Genomic DNA, 19,504 nt, shown 5'->3' with positions numbered 1-19,504 from the left:
AGACAATGCTTGCCTACATACTCAGACGGCTGCTGCTGATGATCCCGACGCTGATCGGCGTCGTGACGATCACGTTCGTCGTCACGCAGTTCGTGCCGGGCGGTCCGGTCGAGCAGGTGCTGACCCAGTTGCGCCACGGCAACGCGCATGGCGGCGAAGCGGGCGGCGGCGGGGGCGGCTATCACGGCAGCCAGGGGATCGACCCGCAGCAGATCGAGCAGATCCGCAGGCAGTTCGGTTTCGACAAGCCGCCGCTCGTGCGCTACGGGATGATGCTGACGGCCTACGCGCGCTTCGATCTCGGCCAGTCGTACTTCGTGCATGCGCGCGTGTGGGACGTGATCCGCTCGAAGCTGCCGGTGTCGATCACGCTCGGCCTGTGGACGGTGTTCCTCACCTACCTGATCTCCGTGCCGCTCGGCATCGCGAAGGCGGTGCGCAACGGGTCGCGCTTCGATACGGCGACGAGCGTGCTCGTGCTCGCCGGCTACGCGATTCCCGGTTTCGTGCTCGGCGTGCTGCTGCTGATGCTGTTCGGCGGCGGCACGTTCTGGCAGCTGTTCCCGATGCGCGGCCTCACGTCCGACGACTTCGACGAACTGACGCTGGCCGGCCAGGCGCTCGACTACCTGTGGCACATCGTGCTGCCCGTCACGGCCGCGGTGATCGGCAATTTCGCGATCGTCACGATCCTGACGAAGAACACGTTCCTCGACGAAATCGGCCGGCAGTACGTGCTGACCGCCCGCGCGAAGGGCGCGCCCGAGCGCGACGTGTTGGGCAAGCACGTGCTGCGCAACGCGGCGATCCCGCTGCTGACCGGGCTGCCCGCCGCGTTCGTCGGCGCGTTCCTGAACGGCAACCTGCTGATCGAGACGCTGTTCTCGCTCGACGGCATGGGCCAGCTCTCGTACGACTCGGTGATCCGCCGCGACTATCCGGTCGTGCTCGGCTCGCTGTTCCTGTTCACGCTCATCGGTCTGCTGACCAAACTCATCGCCGACATCTGCTATGTCCTCGTCGACCCCCGCATCCAATTCAACCGCCTGGACCGCTGAGAAGGCGCGCGCCGGCCAATCCGCGTCGCCGTGGCGGCGCACGTGGCGGCGCTTCCGCGCGCAGCCGCTCGGCTACTGGAGCTTCGTGATCTTCGTCGCGCTGTTCGCGCTCAGCCTGTGCGCCGACGTGCTGTCGAACGACCGGCCGCTCGTGCTGCGCTACGACGGGCACTATTACTTTCCCATCGTGAAGGACTATCCGGAAACGCAGTTCGGCGGCGATTTCCCGGCGAAGACGAACTATCTCGATCCGTATATCCGCGCGAAGCTCGACGCGCGCGGCAACCTGTCGGTCTATCCGCCGAACCGCTTTCGCTACGACACGATCGACTACTTCGCGTCCCGGCCGTACCCGGCGCCGCCGTCGGCCGGCAACTGGCTCGGCACCGACCAGTTCGGCCGCGACGTGCTCGCGCGACTGCTGTACGGCTTCCGGCTGTCGGTGCTGATGGCGCTCGCGCTGACCGCGTCCGGCACGCTGATCGGCGTGCTGGCGGGCGCGCTGCAGGGCTTCTACGGCGGCCGCACCGACCTGATCGGGCAGCGGCTGATCGAGATCTGGAGCGCGCTGCCGGACCTGTACCTGCTGATCATCTTCGCGTCGATCTTCGAGCCGTCGCTGTGGCTGCTGTTCGTGCTGCTGTCGATGTTCGGCTGGCTCTTGCTGTCCGACTACGTGCGCGCCGAGTTCCTGCGCAACCGCGGGCTCGACTACGTGAAGGCCGCGCGCACGATGGGGCTGACGAACCGCCAGATCATGTGGCGGCACGTGCTGCCGAACAGCCTGACGCCCGTGATCACGTTCCTGCCGTTCCGGATGAGCGCGGCGATCCTGTCGCTGACGAGCCTCGACTTCCTCGGGCTCGGCGTGCAGCCGCCGACGCCGAGCCTCGGCGAGCTGCTGAAGCAGGGCAAGAACAATCTCGATGCGTGGTGGATTTCGGCGTCGGCGTTCGCCGCGCTGGTCGTCACGCTGCTGTTGCTGACGTTCATGGGCGACGCGCTGCGCAACGCGCTCGACGCGCGCACGCGCGGGTCCGCATTCGGCGGAGGCCAATGATGACGAAACCGTTGCTGGAAATCGACCGCTTTACCGCGCAGTTCGGCGACCGGACCGTCGTGCGCGAGCTGAGCCTGTCGGTCGCGCGCGGCGAGCGCGTGGCGCTCGTCGGCGAATCGGGCTCGGGCAAGAGCGTGACCGCGCTGTCGATCCTGCGCCTCGTGCGGCAGGCGCGGCTGTCGGGACGCGTGCTGTTCGACGGCGAGGATCTGCTGACGAAGACCGAGCAGCAGATGCGCGGGATTCGCGGCGCGGACATCGCGATGGTGTTCCAGGAGCCGATGACGGCGCTCAATCCGCTGTATACGATCGGCCGGCAGATCGCGGAAAGCCTGCGGCTGCACGAAGGGCTGCGGCCCGGCGCGGCGCGCGCGCGGGGCATCGAGCTGCTGCGCCGCACCGGGATTCCGGAGCCAGAGCGGCGCATCGACAGCTATCCGCACCAGCTGTCGGGCGGCCAGCGGCAGCGCGCGATGATCGCGATGGCGCTCGCGTGCCGGCCGCGCCTGCTGCTCGCCGACGAGCCGACCACCGCGCTCGACGTGACCGTGCGCCAGCAGATCGTCGACCTGCTGCTCGAACTGCAGGCGCAGGAGGCGGCCGCGCGCGGGATGGCCGTGCTGCTGATCACGCACGACCTGAACCTCGTGCGCCGCTTCGCGCAGCGCGTCGCCGTGATGGAGCGCGGCGTGCTCGTCGAGACGAACGCGACCGGCGCGCTGTTCGACGCGCCGCAGCATCCGTATACGCGCCGCCTGCTCGACAGCGCGCCGCGCCGCGCGATCGAGCCGGTCGCGGCCGACGCGCGGACGATCCTCGACGTGCGCGCGCTCGCGGTCGACTACCGGACCGCGGCCAGGGGCTGGCGCGCGGTGTTCGGCCAGAGCGCGTTCCGCGCGGTGCACGACGTGCAGCTGCGCTTGCGTCGCGGCGAGACCATCGGTATCGTCGGTGAATCGGGATCGGGCAAGTCGACGCTCGCGTCCGCCGTGCTCGGCCTGCAGCAGCCGGCGGCCGGCGCGATCGAGATCGACGGGCTGCCGCTCGCGGCGCTGCGCGCGAACGCGGGGCGGCGCGCGCTGTACGGGCGGATGCAGGTCGTGTTCCAGGACCCGTTCGGCTCGCTGTCGCCGCGCATGACGATCGAGCAGATCGTCGGCGAAGGGCTCGCGCTGCATCGGCCCGAGCTGACGCTCGCGGCGCGCCGCGCGCGGATCGCCGCGCTGCTGGAGGAAGTCGGGCTGCCGGCCGACGCGCTGCCGCGCTACCCGCACGAATTCTCCGGCGGGCAGCGGCAGCGGATCGCGATCGCGCGCGCGCTGGCCGTGGAGCCCGAGCTGCTCGTGCTCGACGAGCCGACCAGCGCGCTCGACGTGTCGATCCAGAAACAGGTGCTGACGCTGCTGACGAACCTGCAGGCGCGCTACCGGCTCAGCTACCTGTTCATCACGCACGATCTGGCCGTGATGCGCGCGATGGCGCATCGGGTGATCGTGATGCAGGCGGGGCGCGTGGTCGAGGAAGGCGAGACGCTGCAGGTGCTGCATGCGCCGTCCCATCCGTATACCCGCGCGCTGATGGCGTCGTCGATGCTGACGCCGATGCGTGAAACGAGCGAGAGGGCACATGATTGAAGAGAGTTGGGCGCATGCCGCCCGCGGATTGCGCAGCGACGCCGACTTCTGGTCGCTGCGCGTCGTCGACGAGACGACCGAGGATCACCAGGTCCGCAACGACGTCGCGCTGCCGCTGGCCCGCGTGCGCGACCGCGGCGCGATGCTGGTCGCGTGGGCGGGCGCCGGCGCGGGCTACGCGGCGACCGCGAACCTGTCGGCGGCCGGACTCCAGGCGGCGCTCGACGTGGCGACCGCGCGCGCGAAGGCGAGCGCCGCGTGGTCGCTGATCGATCACCGGCAGGCCGCGCGTCCGCGCGAGAGCGGCGCCTATGCGTCGCCGGGCCTCGATGCGTCGCTGCCGTCGCGCGCCGAGTGGATCGAGCGACTCGCGCACGAATGCGCGGCGGCGCGCGTCGACGCGCGGATCGTCGAGCGCACGGCCAGCGTGTCGATCACGCACACCGACCAGCTGTACGTGACGAGCGACGGCGTGCGGATCGACCAGCGCTTCCGCTTCCTGATGCCGGAGCTGAGCGTCGTCGCGCACGCCAACGGCGACACGCAGGTGCGCTCGCTCGGCCAGTCGGGCACGCTCGCGCAGGGCGGCCTCGACGTGCTCGCGCGCTACGGCTTCGACGGCGCGGGCGCGCGGGTCGCCGACGAGGCGCTGCAGCTGCTCGCCGCGCCGAATTGCCCGTCGGGCCGTCGCGACCTGCTGCTGATGCCGGACCAGATGATGCTGCAGATCCACGAATCGATCGGCCATCCGCTCGAGCTCGACCGGATTCTCGGCGACGAGCGCAACTTCGCGGGCTGGAGCTTCGTGACGCCCGGGATGTTCGGCGCCTATCAGTACGGCTCGTCGCTGCTGAACGTCACGTTCGATCCGGGCCTGCCGTCCGAGGCCGCGTCGTACGCATTCGACGACGACGGCAGCGCCGCGCGCAAGCAGTACCTGATCCGCAACGGCGTGCTCGAGCGGCCGCTCGGCGGCGCGCTGTCGCAGCAGCGCGCGGGCCTGGCCGGCGTCGCGAACTCGCGCGCGTCGAACTGGAACCGCCCGCCGATCGACCGGATGGCGAACCTCAACGTCGAGCCCGGCGACCAGCCGCTCGACGCGCTGATCGCGGGCATCGAGCACGGCATCCTGATGCGCACCAACACGTCATGGTCGATCGACGATCGCCGCAACAAGTTCCAGTTCGGCTGCGAGTTCGGACAACTGATCGAAGACGGCAAGCTGACGCAGGTCGTCAAGCAGCCGAACTACCGCGGCATTTCCGCGAGCTTCTGGCGCAGCCTGCGCGCGGTCGGCGACGCGAGCACCTTCGGCGTCTACGGCACGCCGTTCTGCGGCAAGGGCGAACCGATGCAGGTGATCCGGGTCGGCCACGCGTCGCCCGCGTGCGTGTTCGCCGACGTCGACGTTTTCGGGGGCGCACGATGACGGGATTCGATACGACGAGGGCCGCCGCGGCGCTCGACTGGCGCACGCACTTCGCGCGGCTCGCCGACGAAGCCGGGCGGCTCAAGGCGCCCGGCGAGACGGTGCTGCTGTGGTTCGCCGGCGAGACGACCGATTTCGTCCGCTTCAACGAAAGCCGGATTCGCCAGACCGGGCGCGTGGTGCAGGGCAAGCTGTCGGTGCGGCTGATCGACGGCGCGCGGCAGGCGAGCTGCACGTCGACGCTGGCCGGCGATACCGCCGCCGACCTGCCGGACCTCGCGGCGACGCTTCGCGCGCTGCGCGACGGGTTGCGCGACGCGGCCGACGATCCGCACCTGCTGTACGACACGTCGACGTGGACGCAGGACACGCGCCGCACCGGCCGTCTGCCGGACGCGGATGCGCTCGCGCGGATCGTGGCCGAATGCGCGCGCGGGCTGGATTTCGTCGGCTTCTACTCGGGCGGCTCGCTGGCGCGCGGCTTCGCGTCATCGACGGGCAGCCGCGGCTGGCACGAAGTCGAGAACTTCGATTTCAACTGGTCGCTGTACGAGCCGGGCGGCCGCGCGATCAAGACGGCCTATGTCGGCGACGACTGGGACGACGCGGTGTTCGCGCGCAAGGTCGAAGCGGCCGCCGCGCGGCTGCCGGTGCTCGGTCGCGCGCCGAAGGCGCTCGCGCCCGGCCGCTATCGCGCGTATTTCGCGCCGGCCGCGATCTACGAGATGACCTACCTGATCGGCTCGGACGGCTTTTCGGCGCGCGCGCACCAGAGCGCGCGCAGCGCGCTGCACAAGCTGCACGCGGGCGACGTCGCGCTCGATCCGCGCGTGTCGATCTCTGAGGACCTGGCGCTCGACCTCGTGCCCGCGTTCAACGCGGACGGATATCGCCGCGAGAGCGTGCCGCTCGTCGTCGCGGGGCGCAGCGCGGCGCGGCTCGTCGGCGCGCGCAGCGCCCGCGAGTACGGACTGACGCCGAATGGCGCGGACGCCGGCGAGATGCCGCAGTCGCTGTCGATCGCGGGCGGCACGCTGGCGGACGACGACGTGCTCGCCGCGCTCGATACGGGGCTGTACGTCGGCAATCTCTGGTACCTGAATTTCTCGGACCGGATGAATTGCCGGATGACCGGGATGACGCGTTTCGCGACGTTCTGGGTCGAGGGCGGCAGGATCGTCGCGCCGGTCGACGCGATGCGCTTCGACGACAGCTTCTATCGGCTGTTCGGTTCCGGGCTGGAGCAGCTCGGCGCGACGCCTGCGCTGCAGTTGAACGATGCCGGCTGGGGCGAGCGCGCGACGGGCGGCGCGAAGGTGCCGGGCGCGCTCGTGCGTGCGTTTGAATTGACGCTGTGAAGGAAGGGGCGATGCCGATCGGCGGCGCGTCCCGTCGCCCACCTCCCGCGTGCGTCAACGCGCAAACGCATCGACAAGCGCGTCGACCACGACCCGCACCCTCGCCGTATGCGCCAGATCCTGGTGCAGTACCAGCCAGGCTTCGTATGGCCTGGCGCGATGCCGGTCGGGCCAGATGCGCACCAGGTCGGGGTCGCGAAGCGCGAGGTAGCCGGGAAGCTCGCCAAGCGCGAGGCCCGCGCGCACGAACGTGGCGAGCATGAGACTGGAGTCCAGTTCGGCCACGACGCGCCCCTCGGTCATGGGTTCGCCGACCAGCGTGTCGTCTTGCTGTTGCGTGACGCCCGTCTGGTATCGGGCAATATCGTGCCCGGCGAAATGGCTGCCGGGCCGGGGCTCGCCGAAACGGTCCAGGTAGCGCCGTGTCGCGTAGAGCCCGACCTCCCAGCGCCCGAGCAGGCGCACGATCAGTTCGGGCTGGTCAGGGCGCGACGTGCGCACGGCGATATCCGCTTCGCGCCGCGCTAGATTGAGCACGCGCGGCGTGGTGCCCATGATCACGCGCACTGCCGGGTGGCGGCACTGCAAGCGCTCGATCGCCGGCACCACGAAATCCACCGCCAGCGCGTCGGTCGTGGTCACGCGCACGTCGCCGGCCGGCAGCGCGTCAGCGCCTTCGCTGCGCCGCTCGAACGAGATGGCCATGCATTCCATGGCCTCGGCCGTTCCCAATACCTGCTGGCCGCTGTCCGTCAGCGTGAGGCCGCCGGTCGTGCGCAGGAACAGGCGGCTGCCCAGGTCACGCTCGAGGCTGCCCAGCCGCCGCCCCACCGTCGTCTGATCGACGCTTAGCTGCTCCGCCGCGCCGCGCAGCGTGCCGGCGCGATGCACGGCGAGAAAGATTCGGACGTCGTCCCAGTTCATATGTCCCGTCGAGGCTGCAAATTTGCAGATCATATCTGCGAATTCATGCATTTTCACCTATTCGACGGATCCGTAACATGGCCCGCTCCTATCTCAATCACGCATGCCGGCGGCGCCGGCGTGCCCGGAGTTTCGTCATGCCACGACTATCGTTGATTCTCACCGTCGCGGTGCTGAGCGCGTTCGGCCTCATCGCGTCGGACGTCTATCTGCCCGCCATGCCGGACATGTCCATCGAGTTCGGTATCGCGGACTGGCAGATGCCGCAATCCGTCTCCGCCTATCTGCTGGTGCTGGCGGTCGCGCAACTGGCCTACGGCCCGCTGTCCGACCGTCACGGCCGCAAGCCGGTCCTGCTGGCGGGTATCGCGGTTTACATCGCGGGCTCGTTGGGCTGCGCGTTGGCCGGCAGCTTCGCGGCCTTCCTGATCTGGCGCATGGTGGAAGCGTTGGGGGCAGCGTCGGGCCTCGTCATCGGCCGGGCCGTCATCGCCGACACCTGCGACAAGCGCACGTCCGCCAAGGTCTATGCGGTGGTTTATCCGCTCGTTTCGCTTTCGCCGGCCCTCGCGCCCGCCATCGGCGGCCATCTCGCCGCGGCGGTCGGCTGGCGTGCCGACTTCCTGTTCGTCGCGGCGTTCGGCGCGGCCGCTCTGCTGATGGTGCTCGCGTTGCTGCCCGAGACGCTTCCTGGCGGCGTTCGAACCCGGACATCGCCGTTCGCCGGCTTTCGCGATGTGTTGCGTGACCCCGCCTTCCGCCGCTATACGCTGGTGGTCTGCACGATCTATTGCGCGTGGTTCGTCTACCTGACGCAGTCGCCCTTCCTGTTCGCGCGGCAAGGCCTGAGCGAGGAACAAAGCGGTTGGCTGTACCTGCCGCTGACGGCCGGCATCATCTCGGCCAACCTGCTGGCCAAGCGCTTGCTCGACCGTTGGCCGTACGACCGCATCGTCGCGGCCGGCATCGCCTGCTTCGTGCTAGGCGGCTTGGCCTTTGCCGCCGTGGCCACGTTTCGGCTTCAGGGCGTCGCAGCGGTGGTGCTGCCGATGTGCGTGGTCAGCCTGGCCAACGGGTCTTCGCTGTCGCTGGCCGTTTCGGGCGCGGTCGCGAGCGAGCACGGCCGTTCAGCCACGGCGTCGGGTCTCGTCGGCTTTTGCCAGATCGGCAGCGCGGCGCTGGTCGCGACGAGCGTGAGCGCGCTGTTCGGTACAAGCGGCAAGGTGCTCGCCGCGTCGGTTCTGGTGCTCGGACTGCTGGCGCTCTCGACATGCGTTCCGCAACGTCGGCACATGCGTTCGGTGGACCCTGCATGACGCGTCTGGCCGTTCGGAACCGCTTGATTCGGTTCTTCCCCGCCATTGCCGCATTCGACATGACCTCGTGCCGCATCGGTTTGTATGTATACTCGATCGCTCAACGAGCGGGGCGTATCGGAGGACAATAACCGCGTCCTGGCAAGCTTGGTCAAATGCAGTTCAAACGAGTAGAACGATAATGACTGGCACTTGCGACGCTACGCTTGTCGGGCTTTCCTGTCTCCTTGCAGTCTTTGCATCGTTCACGGAATTGAATGTTTCGGACCGCCTGGACGCGATCGGAAATCGACCGCTCGGCCCGTGGATCGTTTTCGGCGGCTGGGTCATGGGGCTCGGCTCCGGTCGATGCATTTCATCGGCATGCTGGCCAGCGAAGCGCCGCCCAGGTGGTGAATATGAACCGCGTGTCGACGTAAAGGAGAAGGGCCCAGCATGAGCTCACAGACTTCCGCCATCGTGCCGGCGCAAACCGCGCTCATCGTCATGCATTACCAGACCGACATTCTCGGGCTCTTTCCATCGGTCGCGCCGGACTTGCTCGCCAATACGCGCAAGCTATGCGACGCGGCGCGGGCCAAAGGCGTCGCCGTCTATTTCGCGAACCTCCGGTTCAGTCCGGGCTATCCGGAAGTCAGCCCATTGAACAGGAACGGGCAGGGGATCAAGCAACTGGGTCTCTTCGTCGACGACCGGACCGCGCCGGAGTTGGGCCAGCAGGCGAATGAACCGCTCATCACCGCGCATCGCGCCAGCGTGTTCTTCGGCACCGATCTTGAAGTGCGACTCTCCGCACAAGGCGTCGATTCGCTGATCATGGTCGGCATTGCGTCGACCGGTGTCGTGCTGTCGTCGGTCGCGTATGCGAGCGACGCGGATTTCCGCCTGTATACGGTCAAGGATTGCTGTTACGACCCGGATCAGGTCGTACATGAACATCTGTTCTCCACCGCATTCGATTCGCGCACGAAGGTGCTGTCGCTCGCGGATGCGTTGCAATTGCTCGCCTAGGATGCATTGCGCAGGAATACGACGTAGCCGCGAAACCACGGATTCGCCGCGAGGTAGGGCGGCGCATCCCACTCGCCGCCTTCGATCACGCCGATGCGGAACGGCAGCTGCAGCCGGGCGACGCGGGGGAGATAGGCTGCGTAGGTTGGGATCGTGCTGCGCCCCTGATAGGTCTGCACGACCACTTCGTCGACGATCCCCCGGAGCTGGTTGACCTGGTCGGTATCGATGCGGCTGCTCCAGTCCAGGAGCCCCGTGATGCTCAACCGGCAATCGGCGGGCAAGGTCTCGCGCAGGGTCCGCAGAAACGCCAAGTAGTCCTGAAGATGGCGCGTGCGCGCATCGAAGTCGATCTGGATGCCCGTGATCGTGCGGCCCGACGCACGCCAGCGCGCGAGCTGGGCCAGCATGATCTGCGTGACCCGCGGCGTCCAGCGCAGCGTATGGGCGCGATAGACGAGCCAGATGCGCGCGTTCGGCGCGGGCGGCAGCGCGACGCCCTGGGCGATGAAGCGCACTTGCGCATCGTCCTGGGGCGACGCCTCGATCTGGCCTTGCAGCACGTAGACGGTGCGTGCATCGCGCACGACTGCTTGCGGCTTCACGCCCGCCCATAGCCAGAACGCGTCGTACTGCGCGGGGTCGACCGTGCCGGCTAGCGCGATGCGCGCATAGAGCAGCAACGCGGTGCACAAGATGCGCTTCACGCCTGGCTCACCAGTAGTACTTGAGCGCCTGCGCCCATGGGCTGCCCGGATAGGCGGACTTCAGCGTATTGAACCAGCGCTTGCGGGTGTTCTTCGGAACGTCGTTCCCGCCGCAATCGTTGTAGCCCGACGGCGCATAGCATTTGATCGCCCGATAGAGCGCGTAGGCCCGGTCGTTGGAGTTCGCCTGCGCATCGTCCATCACCGCGACGTAGCTCGGCATCCGCTCGTACCGCTTGCCCTTGAACAGCGACGGCGCACTCCCGAGCGTCGGCGGCACGCGCGCGGCGCTGGCAGGTGCGGGGCTGGCAGTCCACGACGGCATCGAATATTCGCCGAGACCCGGAGCGGGCGGATGGCGGCGCACGAAGTCGGCGAGGCAGTTCACACTTTTCGCATCGGCGGGATCCTGTTGCAGCGCCGCCGCGATGTCGCGCGCGGACGGGCACGCGTAGCCGTCCTCGTTCCTGGCGCCGGGCAGGGTGAACGGCTTCAACGCATCGGAAGGCGCGTCGGGCACCAGCGCGACGTCCGCGACGAAGTCGGCGTAGCGCGCGCGCGTTAGCTCCTTGTACAGCAGCGTATAAAGCGCGATGTCGCGCAGCGCGCCGCTGGTCGATTTGTTCTGCGCTTGCGCGCGCAGCAGGTCCGCATTGGCCGCGCGTTGCAGCAGGACTGCACGGATGGCGGCGTTCTGCACGGGTGAATCGTCGGCGAATGCGTCGTCGGCGAGGCCGGCCTGTTCCAGGTTGATGGCGAGTGCAAGTTCCAGCGCCTCGCGCTGGAAGCGGAGTTTCGCGAGCGGGATCAGGTCGCGCCAGAGCTGCCGCGCCTTGTCGGACTGGCCGCTGTCCTCCAGCGCGAAGGCGCGCAGCGTCTGCTGGCTCAGGCCAAAGTAGTCGAGCGACGCGCCGGGCGTCTGCGGCAACAAGCCGAGCGCCGCGTCCGGTTTATGCCCGACATGGACGTACCAGGTGGCAAGCAGATAGTCGTAGAGCGCGGGCGCGCCGGCGAATCGCGGCTTCTGCGCCTGCAATTCGCCCAGTGCCAGCGGCTTGTCGCGGCTCGAGTCGCCGCTGTTCGACGTGCGCATGCGCAGCAGGTCAGCGGTTGCCAGCACCGCGGGCGACTGGATCTGGCGCGCGTCGAATCCCGATGCGAACAGCAGCTTGTTGTCGAGTTCATTCGCCAGCTGCATGAGCGGCACGTTCGACGCCGTGGGCGACCAGCGCGCGAACGCCTTGTCGTAGAGATCGGCTTGCTGCGCGACGTTCCCGCCGAGCCACGCGACGCGCCGCAAGAGACCCGACGCGGAGGCCGCATAGCGCCCTTGCGGATAAATCCGCAAGTACGTGCGAAAGACCGTATTCGCGGCGTCGAGCGAGACCTTCGTCACGCTCCCGCGTGACGGCGTGGGGCTGTCGTTGTCGAAGGCATTGGCCTGCGCGGCGTTCAACTGCGCGCGCCCGGCCATATAGAGCCCGGTCTCCATCAGCCACGGGTTGGCGCTGCGCGATATGCCGGCGAACGCCTTGGTCGCGGCGAGGAAGTCATGGCGGTAGAACGCGTTCGTGCCGTCGAGGTAGGCCGCGAACTGCTGCCCGATCGGCGATTTGAGCGCGGGCTGCTTCCAGGCGGCATCGGCGCCGCCCGCGTGGCAGGTCTTTTGGGCGATTTCGGCGCGCGCGGCGCGCAGGCGCGCGGCTTCGTCGGTGGGGAGGTCCTTTGCGGCGTTCAATGCGTCGCTGAATGCGTCGGAGCCGGAATTCATGCTGCGGCAAATGCTGCCTTCGCCATCGGCGTATTGATTCGCCGGGGCGGCGGCGTTCGACGCGTTGTTGGCCGTGTCGGGCTGCTTCTGGCCGATGTCGATCCATCCGGAGAAGTCGTACGAGAACGGCACGATGATCCGGTTTACCCGGTCTGCAGGCGGGATGGTCTTCGGGTCCGGGAAGAGCTGCGCGACCTTGCCGCTGTCGACCATCAGCAGCATCGCGTTGATGCGCGTGTCGTTCGCGGGGCTCAGGATCGGCATGCCCCCGCAGGAGTAGGTGTTCTGCCGGAGCGTGACGGGTGAATAGCAACTTTCGTCCGAGCTTGCATGGGCGCTGGAGATGCAAAGCAGGCTCGCCGTCAGCGAGGCGATCAGGTTTCGGTGCAGCAACGTGGTTTTCGGCATTGTTCTTGTGCTGGGGTGGAGTCGGGCGGATTCGAGATTTCGGCCATGGGCTCGAAGCCGCTTGTGCAAGGCGTGCTTGCTCGGGGGAGCAAGGCCAAAGGGCTTGATTCTATTGAATGTGGATTGTGGCTAGCAAGAGTGCAAGCCGAGCGGCTGTCGGCGAGACCACGCCGGAGTATGCACGCGGCCACGCGGAACGTTGTTGCTCAAGGGGCCGGGAGCACGAACACGTTGCGACTGGGCGTGTTTTGGCGCGTGCCGTGCGGTAGCGAAAGACCGGGTTGCGCGGCCGCCGACGTCGTCGGCACTTCGATTGTGGAATTCAACGTGCTGATGGTGACGTCGGCGGGCAATTTCAGTGGTCGTGGCCGACCCGGAGGAGACATTGGTGGCGCCAGAAAGCGGACATCACTCCGCGTCTGCGGCGCTTCACTTCGAGCGCTGGATCTCCATCTGCGGCTGGCGCGACTTTAATCAGCTTCAGGATGGTCCAGCCCCGGCATTCCATGGTGTGTCGCTCAAGTTTCTACCATCTCGTGTCGTATACGTTTCTGACGAACAGACATAAACAACACGGAAGAATACGAAACATGCGACGACTCGATTTCTTGCTGGTCGCTTTGATGATATTGACATTATCAGGCTGCGGCACTATTGGTCCATCGGTATATCAAGAGCCATCGGAAGGCGACACGGCTACTCTGGTGTTTAGTAAGGGCGGACACATGCTGGTAATACCCAATATCTACTCCGGCGCTGCTGAATGCACAGATAGAACGCGCCTGCCGCCTGTTCCCGATGACGGTGAAGTCGCACGGAAAATCATGGCTGGGCGACCGATTTCATTTTCTCTCGTGCGTACGGAGAATTATCTGGCAGAAGGCTGCATCAGTACGGTCACCTTCATACCCGAGGCAAATCATCGGTACACTGCTCGCGTGAAGGGACATGGAACCACATGTCGCATAGATCTCGCCGATGCCGGAAAACCGGGCGATGAATATGCACCGCCCAGGGTAGTGCCCACGACGAACCGCAAATGGCGCCGCCCTTTGAGTGAGCATGGCCCGTTTTGCACTGACTAGCCGTTGAACTGAAGGAGAACGCTTGTCCAGTATCGCCGGTGTCCCATTTTTCACCGGCGGTGCCTATGCTATTGCCCGACAGGCTCCAAGGCGAGATCGCTGGGGTAACGATCTCGCATGCTCCGGCGGACAAGATATCCCGAGTGCGAAGTGACATTTCTGAACATCGTGTACCCTGCACTTGTCTTTGCACCCGGGCGACCATGCATAAAGCTCCAGTACCGATCGTCCTCGTCCTGGCATGCTATCGCATGAATGATCGAATTAGGGTCTGCATTTGCCAGTGAATTGGTGTAGGAGCCGGCGAGCGAATGACAAGTGTCAAGATGAAGAACTCGACCGGTCTCCTCAACCGTTACGGTTGCAGTACGGCCTTCGCCGAATACCACGTCAATGGTCTTGCGCTTCATTGAGTCGTCGCCGGTTGCGTCAGAAACGAAATACCGTCCCTGAAACTCTCCGGAATAATCGTCGGACACGATGTGCGCGGTAGTGCATCCGCCCAGCATAAAAGTGCAAGCGCATCCGGTGGCGAATGCTGTAAGCAGCTTGATCAGCAGATTCTCGGTCATCCTTTCCTCGTCCATCCTTCCACCTGGCAATTGTCGTGCGGTATCGATCTGTAATGTCGACTCGGCACGGGAATACTTGAGGGTAATTGTTACTGCTGCGGGTTCCGGTGTATTGCTGTCGCGCTTTCGGACATGTTTGGGGGAGTACGCCTACTGTCAAAGATACTCAGGGTTCGGAACAAGCGGCTGCGAGGGCATTCCCGATCGCGGGTCGGCATTCCTTTCCACCGATATCGAAATGGCCGGATTGTCGCCAATCCGGAAGCGTTCGGCCAACGACTGTTTCTGGCCGAGGCCGGAAGCTCGAAGCCGGGTGCCGGTTGTGCGCTGACGACCCGACCGCCGACTTCCGTGGTCGCCCCACGCCGGACGTCGACTTGGCGCCACCTCTACGTCGACCTGGCAGTGCGGTGCTCCCTGTAGATGCCTTCATCGCAGGACGGCCTCGCTGTTCGTGTATAAAGGAGGCAACCTTGGACATGCGGAGGCCGGTGTGGCCGAAACCCCACCCTCGAACACAAAGCCGGCTGCGGAAGGCTTGCGCAAATCGGGTTGGCGTCGTGCCAGGCCATGGGCCATCGGCGGCGGCATCGGCCTTCTGCTCGCATGCTTGCTGGCGGTCTTGAGCCCTTTGCGGGAAAAATCGGATGAACGGGCGCTGACCGACCTGGGATTTTCCAGGGGCACCTGCAATGACAGCAATGGTTCAGGTACCACATCCGATTCAGGATGCCTGGCGTTGCGGGCAAAGCCGGAATTGACGACGGCGCAGGTCGCGGCCGCGATGCCACGTCTAAGAAAGCTCGGCCTGAGGCTCGAACTGAGTCTGGCAGACACCGAGGTCGATAGCATCGACTCGCTGAATGGACTGGATCGCCTGGAATCTCTCGACCTCGCGGGCACCCCGGTCTGGAACATCGAGGCGCTGAAGGGAATGCGTTCCCTTAAAAATCTTGTACTCCACCGCACCAAAGTCGAGAACATCGATGCGCTAAAAGGATTGACCGGCCTGCAATCGCTGAATCTCTGGGAGACCCGGGTCTCCAATCTCGATGCGTTGAAGGACCTGACTGACCTGCGGCAACTCGACATTCGCGGCACGCAGGTTCGGGACCTCGACGCGCTCGGGAAATTGCCTCACCTGGAAACACTCAAACTGGGCGGCGCCAGGAATGTCCGCGACATCGAGCCACTCAGCCGGCTCACCACCCTGAAGACGCTCGACCTTAACGAGACCCAAGTCGAGAGCATCGATGCGTTGAAGAAGCTGCACGATCTGCAAGCACTCTATCTGGCAAACACGCCCGTCCGGAACATCGATTTGCTGAGGGAAATGCCCACGCTGACCACGCTCGTACTCGACGGCTCCAAAGTCGAGAACGTCGCTGCGACGCGGGGATTGGTCCAGCTGGAAACACTCGTTCTTGCGCGCACGCAAGTCACGAACATCGATGCGCTGAAGGGCCTGACGGGCCTGAGAAGACTCAACCTCGCCGACACCAGGGTCGAAAACATCGATGCGCTGAGCGGCCTGACGGGCCTCCTGATGCTCAATCTCTTTCGCACCAGGGTTCGGAATATCGACGCGCTAAAGGGTCTGACCGGTCTGCAAGAGCTCTATCTCGCAAACACGCCGGTCCAGAACGTCGAAGTGCTGAAAGGCCTGACCGGACTGCGAGAGCTCGTTCTCTATGGCACCATGGCCAGCAACGTCGATGAGCTCAAGGCGGCCTTGCCAAACACTCGAGTCGTCTGGTGAATGGCTCGATAAACGATAACTGTCCACCCAAGTGCAGTTCGAGCACTCAAGTTGCCGCGACCAATGCGTCGACTCCCAATCCGTTTACTCGTCTGGTCATAGCGTTCGCCTAACATGCTGTGCCGCCTTCGACACGCAGGGTTACGGTCGCGCCCTTGTGGGTGACTATCAGGAAACCGGTTTGCTCGGTCGAATCGGCTTGCTCATTCGTGGCTCGATTCTCGAGCGTCTCGATCACCCGAGTGGTGTGCGAAGCATCTTCGAACACGTGGGTGTACCGGAGCACATCCTCGGCGCTCGACTTATCCGCCTTGCTGGAGGTCAAATGCACTCGGGTGAGCGTGCCATCAATCCGAACGAAGCCGGTTCCCTCGGTATCCGAGCTACTATCGCGGAAGACGGGTCCAGCCGACTCTGGCGCCCCCACACGCGTCAATTCGGTCGTGCAGCCATTAAGTTCATTTTCACCGTCGTCGAGCGAAAGCGTATCGACTGCGAAGGAACGAGGCGACGCGGATTTCGATGACTCAGGCTGCGCCGTTCCAGCGTGATAAGCGGCGGCATGAGATGGCGTCGCCGAATGGTCGTTGCAGGCCGTGAGCGAGCTCGCCGCGCCGCACAGCATCACCAAGGACGGGATGATTTTTTTTATTGGCATGGATGGATGGGCCGAATTTCTGAAACTTGAGATATTTAGGCGTCCCTTATCTCATCAAACTCACGTAGCGCCCGCAGCCGTCATCGGTGGCGGATAAGCGGAAGGCGACAGGTTTCGAAGCACCATGCGATCAAGCTCGGCTCGCGCATGCGCAATTTTCGCGTCGGCTGCAACGATTCTCTTTTGGTGGCGATAACGCGCCACGAGAACCGAACCGATTATCACCAGACCGAAGACGACATTCGCAACGGCCGGCGTATCGTCTGCCAGCTGGCCGGCCACGGTACCCACGATCGCCCCGGCAGGCACGCCGATCGCAGCAGCCAGGATGCCATCGACGATCCAGTTCTTCGAAGGGTATTTGAGCCGGGCGACATTGAGTGCGACGACGGCATCCACCATGCCTTCCACCTTGCCCTGTACGGTATCAAGCTGCTCCTCGATGACCTCCATCAGGTGACGGGCACGCTCCTTGTCCGATTTGGCAAGCACACCGGCGCTGGAATAGGTTTGCAGGATGCGTTCCACTTCTTTCCACGTGGCTTCCAGATCGGTCGAAACCAGACCTTCTTCCCGCAGATGGTTCCACCCGGTGTCGACATCGTTGAGGTCGACGTAGGTGCCGTACGTTGCACAGCACTCGAAAACCGCAAATGCGCGACGTAGCGCAAGTTCAGTGGTGAAGTTGTCATTGACGCGCGACCGTTGGCTTTTCGCCATGTCGATCGTCGAGGTGCTTGATGATTCGCTGCGTTTTCCGAATCCGAATCCCATGCGCGTCCTTCGTTTGTTTGGAGGCCAGGATTCAACATGTTGAGATTTCCCGACCGGCCAATTCTACGACAATTACATCCACACATCGACTTCGCTGCCTTCAGCTTCCAAACGTGCGAAGCCCATTTTTCACGATTCAAATCCTGCTCGCGAACAGGCCGAAGCGACAGTCAATAAACGTCTGGAACCTGCTTGGCCCCCTTGCTCACTGATTGTTGACGATCCTGGGTGCGATGCCGGATGTCTCAAATTAGCCGATTCGAGTCGGTGCGCTTGGTTGCGTTCGCAACGTAATGGGCTCGGCCCGACCGTTTCCCGATGCTGATTTTTCCGATACATGATGGGCGCGTTTAGATTGACGGAGCCAGTCAGCCATGTCGAACGCAGCGGGCCGCACCCATCCCCGTCGCACGTACGCGCGAGAAATCAAGCAGCAGGTGATCAGAGGGACGTTGGAGCCCGGCATGTCGGTGTCGATTGTTGCGAGACGGCACGACATCAATGCCAATGTGGTGTTCGGATGGCGCAAGCAATATCGTGAAGGCAAACTGGTCATCCCTGCACCCGACGCTGCGCCGAGCGTGTCAAGCACGGAGTTGCTGAGTGTCGACGTGATCGACTCGGCATTGGTACTTCGGGCGCCGGAGCCGATAGTGACGTCGGAAGCGACGAGCAACGTACCGATGCCGGCGCCCATGTGCGAGATCGCGCTGCCGGCAGGGACGCGCATCTGGCTGGCAGCCGGCGTGACCGACATGCGCTGCGGGTTCCAGGGGCTGGCCGAACGCCTGAAGGTGCAAATCGACAAGCTCAGGCGCATGTGCTTCGGGAGCAAGTCCGAGAAACTGGCCCGGCAGATCGATAAACTCGAGGCGCGGCTGGAAGACCTGACGGCGGGCCAAGGGGCGGCAGAGACGCGAGGGCAGCGAGACAAGGCGTCGAAGGGACCGCCCAGTCGAGGGCCCACGCGAGAACCACTGCCACCGCACTTGCCACGCGATGAAATCGAACTTGCGCCGGATCCGGCTTGCCCCATACACGAGGGTGAGATGGAGTGTAGACTCGCCGTCCTACCAGAACACCAACAGGACACTCCATGAGTTCCCTGCGCTTCAAGCAGGTCGACGTCTTCAGTTCCACGCCCCTCAAGGGCAACCCGGTGGCTGTCGTGTTCGATGCCGACGGGCTCGATGACCGGCAGATGGCGACCTTCGCCAACTGGACCAACCTCAGCGAGACCACCTTCATCCTCCAGCCCAGGGACCCGCGGGCCGACTACCGCCTGCGGATCTTCACCACCCAGGACGAACTGCCGTTCGCCGGACATCCGACCCTGGGCAGCTGCCACGCCTGGCTGGAGTCCGGCGGTGTGCCCCAGGGGGAGGAGATCATCCAGGAATGCGCGGTGGGGCTGGTGCGGATCCGCCGCCAGGGGCGGCAGTTGGCGTTCCTGGCACCGCCCTTGCTGCGTTCCGGGCCGGTGGCGGCCGAGCTCCTCGAACAGGTGCGCCTGGGGTTGCGCCTGGCACCCGGGGCGATCGTCGCCGCCCAGTGGGTCGACAACGGCGCCGGCTGGCTGGCGGTGATGCTCGCCAAGCGCCAGCAGGTACTGGACCTGCAACCCGACTATCCGGCGTTGAGCGGGCTGGCGGTGGGGGTGATCGCACCCTGCGACCCGCAGCACGACGATATTGACGCACAGTTCGAGGTGCGGGCCTTCATCGCCGGCGACGGCATGCCCGAGGACCCGGCCACCGGCAGCCTGAACGCCGGCATTGCCCAGTGGTTGCTGGGGGCCGGACTGGCACCAGCGCGCTACCGCGTCAGCCAGGGCCTGAGCATGGGGCGCGCCGGGTGCGTCGAGGTGGAGCAGGTGGGCGACAAGGTGTGGATCGGCGGCAACGCCATGACCTGCATCGAAGGCCGCCTCATCCTGTAGCCCAAGCCTGCGGCACCCGTGGCGTTCTTACGGCAGATCGT

The 19,504-nt window shown here is 65.3% G+C and carries 16 protein-coding genes and 2 pseudogenes; 12 read left to right on the top strand and 6 right to left on the bottom strand.

Annotation, left to right across the window (positions count from 1 at the left end; all coding sequences use genetic code 11):
* Window positions 1–5 precede the first annotated feature (5 nt).
* The 5 genes from ACFIMZ_RS37195 to ACFIMZ_RS37175 are packed head-to-tail and all read left to right on the top strand — an operon-like array spanning window position 6 to window position 6,539.
* Window positions 6–1,058, top strand: coding sequence for a microcin C ABC transporter permease YejB (locus ACFIMZ_RS37195; protein WP_431825674.1), 1,053 nt, complete (start codon window positions 6–8; stop codon window positions 1,056–1,058).
* Complete coding sequence (locus ACFIMZ_RS37190) at window positions 1,012–2,118, top strand: ABC transporter permease (RefSeq protein WP_431825673.1); 1,107 nt, start codon at window positions 1,012–1,014, stop codon at window positions 2,116–2,118. The genes ACFIMZ_RS37195 and ACFIMZ_RS37190 overlap by 47 nt, the downstream gene beginning before the upstream one ends.
* Window positions 2,118–3,752: an ABC transporter ATP-binding protein gene (locus ACFIMZ_RS37185; protein ID WP_431825672.1), complete on the top strand. Its 1,635-nt coding sequence runs from the start codon at window positions 2,118–2,120 to the stop codon at window positions 3,750–3,752. The genes ACFIMZ_RS37190 and ACFIMZ_RS37185 overlap by 1 nt, the downstream gene beginning before the upstream one ends.
* Window positions 3,745–5,181, top strand: a complete 1,437-nt coding sequence (locus ACFIMZ_RS37180) for a TldD/PmbA family protein (protein WP_431825671.1) — start codon at window positions 3,745–3,747, stop codon at window positions 5,179–5,181. The genes ACFIMZ_RS37185 and ACFIMZ_RS37180 overlap by 8 nt, the downstream gene beginning before the upstream one ends.
* Window positions 5,178–6,539: a metallopeptidase TldD-related protein gene (locus ACFIMZ_RS37175; protein WP_431825670.1), complete on the top strand. Its 1,362-nt coding sequence runs from the start codon at window positions 5,178–5,180 to the stop codon at window positions 6,537–6,539. The genes ACFIMZ_RS37180 and ACFIMZ_RS37175 overlap by 4 nt, the downstream gene beginning before the upstream one ends.
* A 54-nt stretch (window positions 6,540–6,593) precedes the next feature.
* On the opposite strand, the gene ACFIMZ_RS37170 is transcribed toward ACFIMZ_RS37175, so the two are convergent.
* Entirely contained in the window at window positions 6,594–7,463 is an 870-nt protein-coding gene (locus ACFIMZ_RS37170; RefSeq protein ID WP_431825669.1) for a LysR family transcriptional regulator, read from the bottom strand.
* A gap of 77 nt (window positions 7,464–7,540) precedes the next feature.
* Here ACFIMZ_RS37170 and ACFIMZ_RS37165 point away from each other — a divergent pair, with 77 nt between their 5' ends.
* Window positions 7,541–8,779, top strand: coding sequence for a multidrug effflux MFS transporter (locus tag ACFIMZ_RS37165; protein ID WP_431825668.1), 1,239 nt, complete (start codon window positions 7,541–7,543; stop codon window positions 8,777–8,779).
* Window positions 8,780–9,214: 435 nt separating this feature from the next.
* Entirely contained in the window at window positions 9,215–9,790 is a 576-nt protein-coding gene (locus ACFIMZ_RS37160; protein WP_431825667.1) for an isochorismatase family cysteine hydrolase, read from the top strand.
* On the opposite strand, the gene ACFIMZ_RS37155 is transcribed toward ACFIMZ_RS37160, so the two are convergent.
* Window positions 9,787–10,497, bottom strand: a complete 711-nt coding sequence (locus ACFIMZ_RS37155) for a DUF3142 domain-containing protein (protein ID WP_431825666.1) — start codon at window positions 10,495–10,497, stop codon at window positions 9,787–9,789. The genes ACFIMZ_RS37160 and ACFIMZ_RS37155 overlap by 4 nt on opposite strands.
* 7 nt (window positions 10,498–10,504) lie before the next feature.
* Window positions 10,505–12,676, bottom strand: coding sequence for a hypothetical protein (locus tag ACFIMZ_RS37150; protein WP_431825665.1), 2,172 nt, complete (start codon window positions 12,674–12,676; stop codon window positions 10,505–10,507).
* A 590-nt stretch (window positions 12,677–13,266) separates the two neighbouring features.
* On the opposite strand from ACFIMZ_RS37150, the gene ACFIMZ_RS37145 reads away from it, so the two are divergent.
* Window positions 13,267–13,761, top strand: coding sequence for a hypothetical protein (locus ACFIMZ_RS37145; protein WP_431825664.1), 495 nt, complete (start codon window positions 13,267–13,269; stop codon window positions 13,759–13,761).
* Window positions 13,762–13,829: 68 nt separating this feature from the next.
* Here ACFIMZ_RS37145 and ACFIMZ_RS37140 read toward each other — a convergent pair whose 3' ends face one another.
* Window positions 13,830–14,333: a hypothetical protein gene (locus ACFIMZ_RS37140; protein ID WP_431825663.1), complete on the bottom strand. Its 504-nt coding sequence runs from the start codon at window positions 14,331–14,333 to the stop codon at window positions 13,830–13,832.
* A gap of 493 nt (window positions 14,334–14,826) precedes the next feature.
* Between ACFIMZ_RS37140 and ACFIMZ_RS37135 the strand changes: the two genes are divergently transcribed.
* Window positions 14,827–16,092 carry a leucine-rich repeat domain-containing protein gene (locus ACFIMZ_RS37135; protein ID WP_431825662.1) on the top strand — a complete coding sequence of 422 codons (1,266 nt, stop codon included), beginning with the start codon at window positions 14,827–14,829 and terminating at the stop codon, window positions 16,090–16,092.
* 109 nt (window positions 16,093–16,201) lie between these two features.
* Here the strand turns inward: ACFIMZ_RS37135 and ACFIMZ_RS37130 are convergent, their stop codons facing one another.
* Both ACFIMZ_RS37130 and ACFIMZ_RS37125 read right to left on the bottom strand, forming a co-directional pair.
* Entirely contained in the window at window positions 16,202–16,750 is a 549-nt protein-coding gene (locus tag ACFIMZ_RS37130; RefSeq protein WP_431825661.1) for a hypothetical protein, read from the bottom strand.
* Between the two features lie 60 nt (window positions 16,751–16,810).
* Window positions 16,811–17,524 (bottom strand): hypothetical protein, encoded by a 714-nt coding sequence (locus ACFIMZ_RS37125; protein WP_431825660.1) that lies wholly within the window; start codon window positions 17,522–17,524, stop codon window positions 16,811–16,813.
* A gap of 374 nt (window positions 17,525–17,898) precedes the next feature.
* Here ACFIMZ_RS37125 and ACFIMZ_RS37120 point away from each other — a divergent pair.
* From ACFIMZ_RS37120 to ACFIMZ_RS37110, 3 genes and pseudogenes are all read left to right on the top strand, one after another.
* Window positions 17,899–18,078 (top strand): annotated as a pseudogene (locus ACFIMZ_RS37120) (transposase); the annotation flags it as partial.
* A 228-nt stretch (window positions 18,079–18,306) separates the two neighbouring features.
* Window positions 18,307–18,558, top strand: a pseudogene (locus tag ACFIMZ_RS37115) (transposase domain-containing protein); the annotation flags it as partial.
* Between the two features lie 62 nt (window positions 18,559–18,620).
* Entirely contained in the window at window positions 18,621–19,463 is an 843-nt protein-coding gene (locus ACFIMZ_RS37110) for a PhzF family phenazine biosynthesis protein (RefSeq protein WP_431825659.1), read from the top strand.
* The last annotated feature ends 41 nt before the right edge of the window (window positions 19,464–19,504 follow it).

Origin of the sequence: Burkholderia sp. F1 (assembly GCF_050813845.1) — a bacterium.
GTDB classification, from domain to species: Bacteria; Pseudomonadota; Gammaproteobacteria; order Burkholderiales; family Burkholderiaceae; genus Burkholderia; species Burkholderia ubonensis.
This window is presented reverse-complemented; position numbering and strand designations above follow the sequence as displayed.

Bases quoted from the DNA above. Each gene is read 5' to 3' on its own strand.
- ACFIMZ_RS37190 (WP_431825673.1), top strand. From the start codon at position 1,012: ATGTCCTCGTCGACCCCCGCATCCAATTCAACCGCCTGGACCGCTGAG.
- ACFIMZ_RS37170 (WP_431825669.1), bottom strand. From the start codon at position 7,463: ATGAACTGGGACGACGTCCGAATCTTTCTCGCCGTGCATCGCGCCGGC.
- ACFIMZ_RS37195 (WP_431825674.1), top strand. From the start codon at position 6: ATGCTTGCCTACATACTCAGACGGCTGCTGCTGATGATCCCGACGCTG.
- ACFIMZ_RS37185 (WP_431825672.1), top strand. From the start codon at position 2,118: ATGACGAAACCGTTGCTGGAAATCGACCGCTTTACCGCGCAGTTCGGC.
- ACFIMZ_RS37130 (WP_431825661.1), bottom strand. From the start codon at position 16,750: ATGCCAATAAAAAAAATCATCCCGTCCTTGGTGATGCTGTGCGGCGCG.
- ACFIMZ_RS37165 (WP_431825668.1), top strand. From the start codon at position 7,541: ATGGCCCGCTCCTATCTCAATCACGCATGCCGGCGGCGCCGGCGTGCC.
- ACFIMZ_RS37160 (WP_431825667.1), top strand. From the start codon at position 9,215: ATGAGCTCACAGACTTCCGCCATCGTGCCGGCGCAAACCGCGCTCATC.
- ACFIMZ_RS37175 (WP_431825670.1), top strand. From the start codon at position 5,178: ATGACGGGATTCGATACGACGAGGGCCGCCGCGGCGCTCGACTGGCGC.
- ACFIMZ_RS37110 (WP_431825659.1), top strand. From the start codon at position 18,621: ATGAGTTCCCTGCGCTTCAAGCAGGTCGACGTCTTCAGTTCCACGCCC.
- ACFIMZ_RS37145 (WP_431825664.1), top strand. From the start codon at position 13,267: ATGCGACGACTCGATTTCTTGCTGGTCGCTTTGATGATATTGACATTA.
- ACFIMZ_RS37180 (WP_431825671.1), top strand. From the start codon at position 3,745: ATGATTGAAGAGAGTTGGGCGCATGCCGCCCGCGGATTGCGCAGCGAC.
- ACFIMZ_RS37140 (WP_431825663.1), bottom strand. From the start codon at position 14,333: ATGACCGAGAATCTGCTGATCAAGCTGCTTACAGCATTCGCCACCGGA.
- ACFIMZ_RS37150 (WP_431825665.1), bottom strand. From the start codon at position 12,676: ATGCCGAAAACCACGTTGCTGCACCGAAACCTGATCGCCTCGCTGACG.
- ACFIMZ_RS37125 (WP_431825660.1), bottom strand. From the start codon at position 17,524: ATGGGATTCGGATTCGGAAAACGCAGCGAATCATCAAGCACCTCGACG.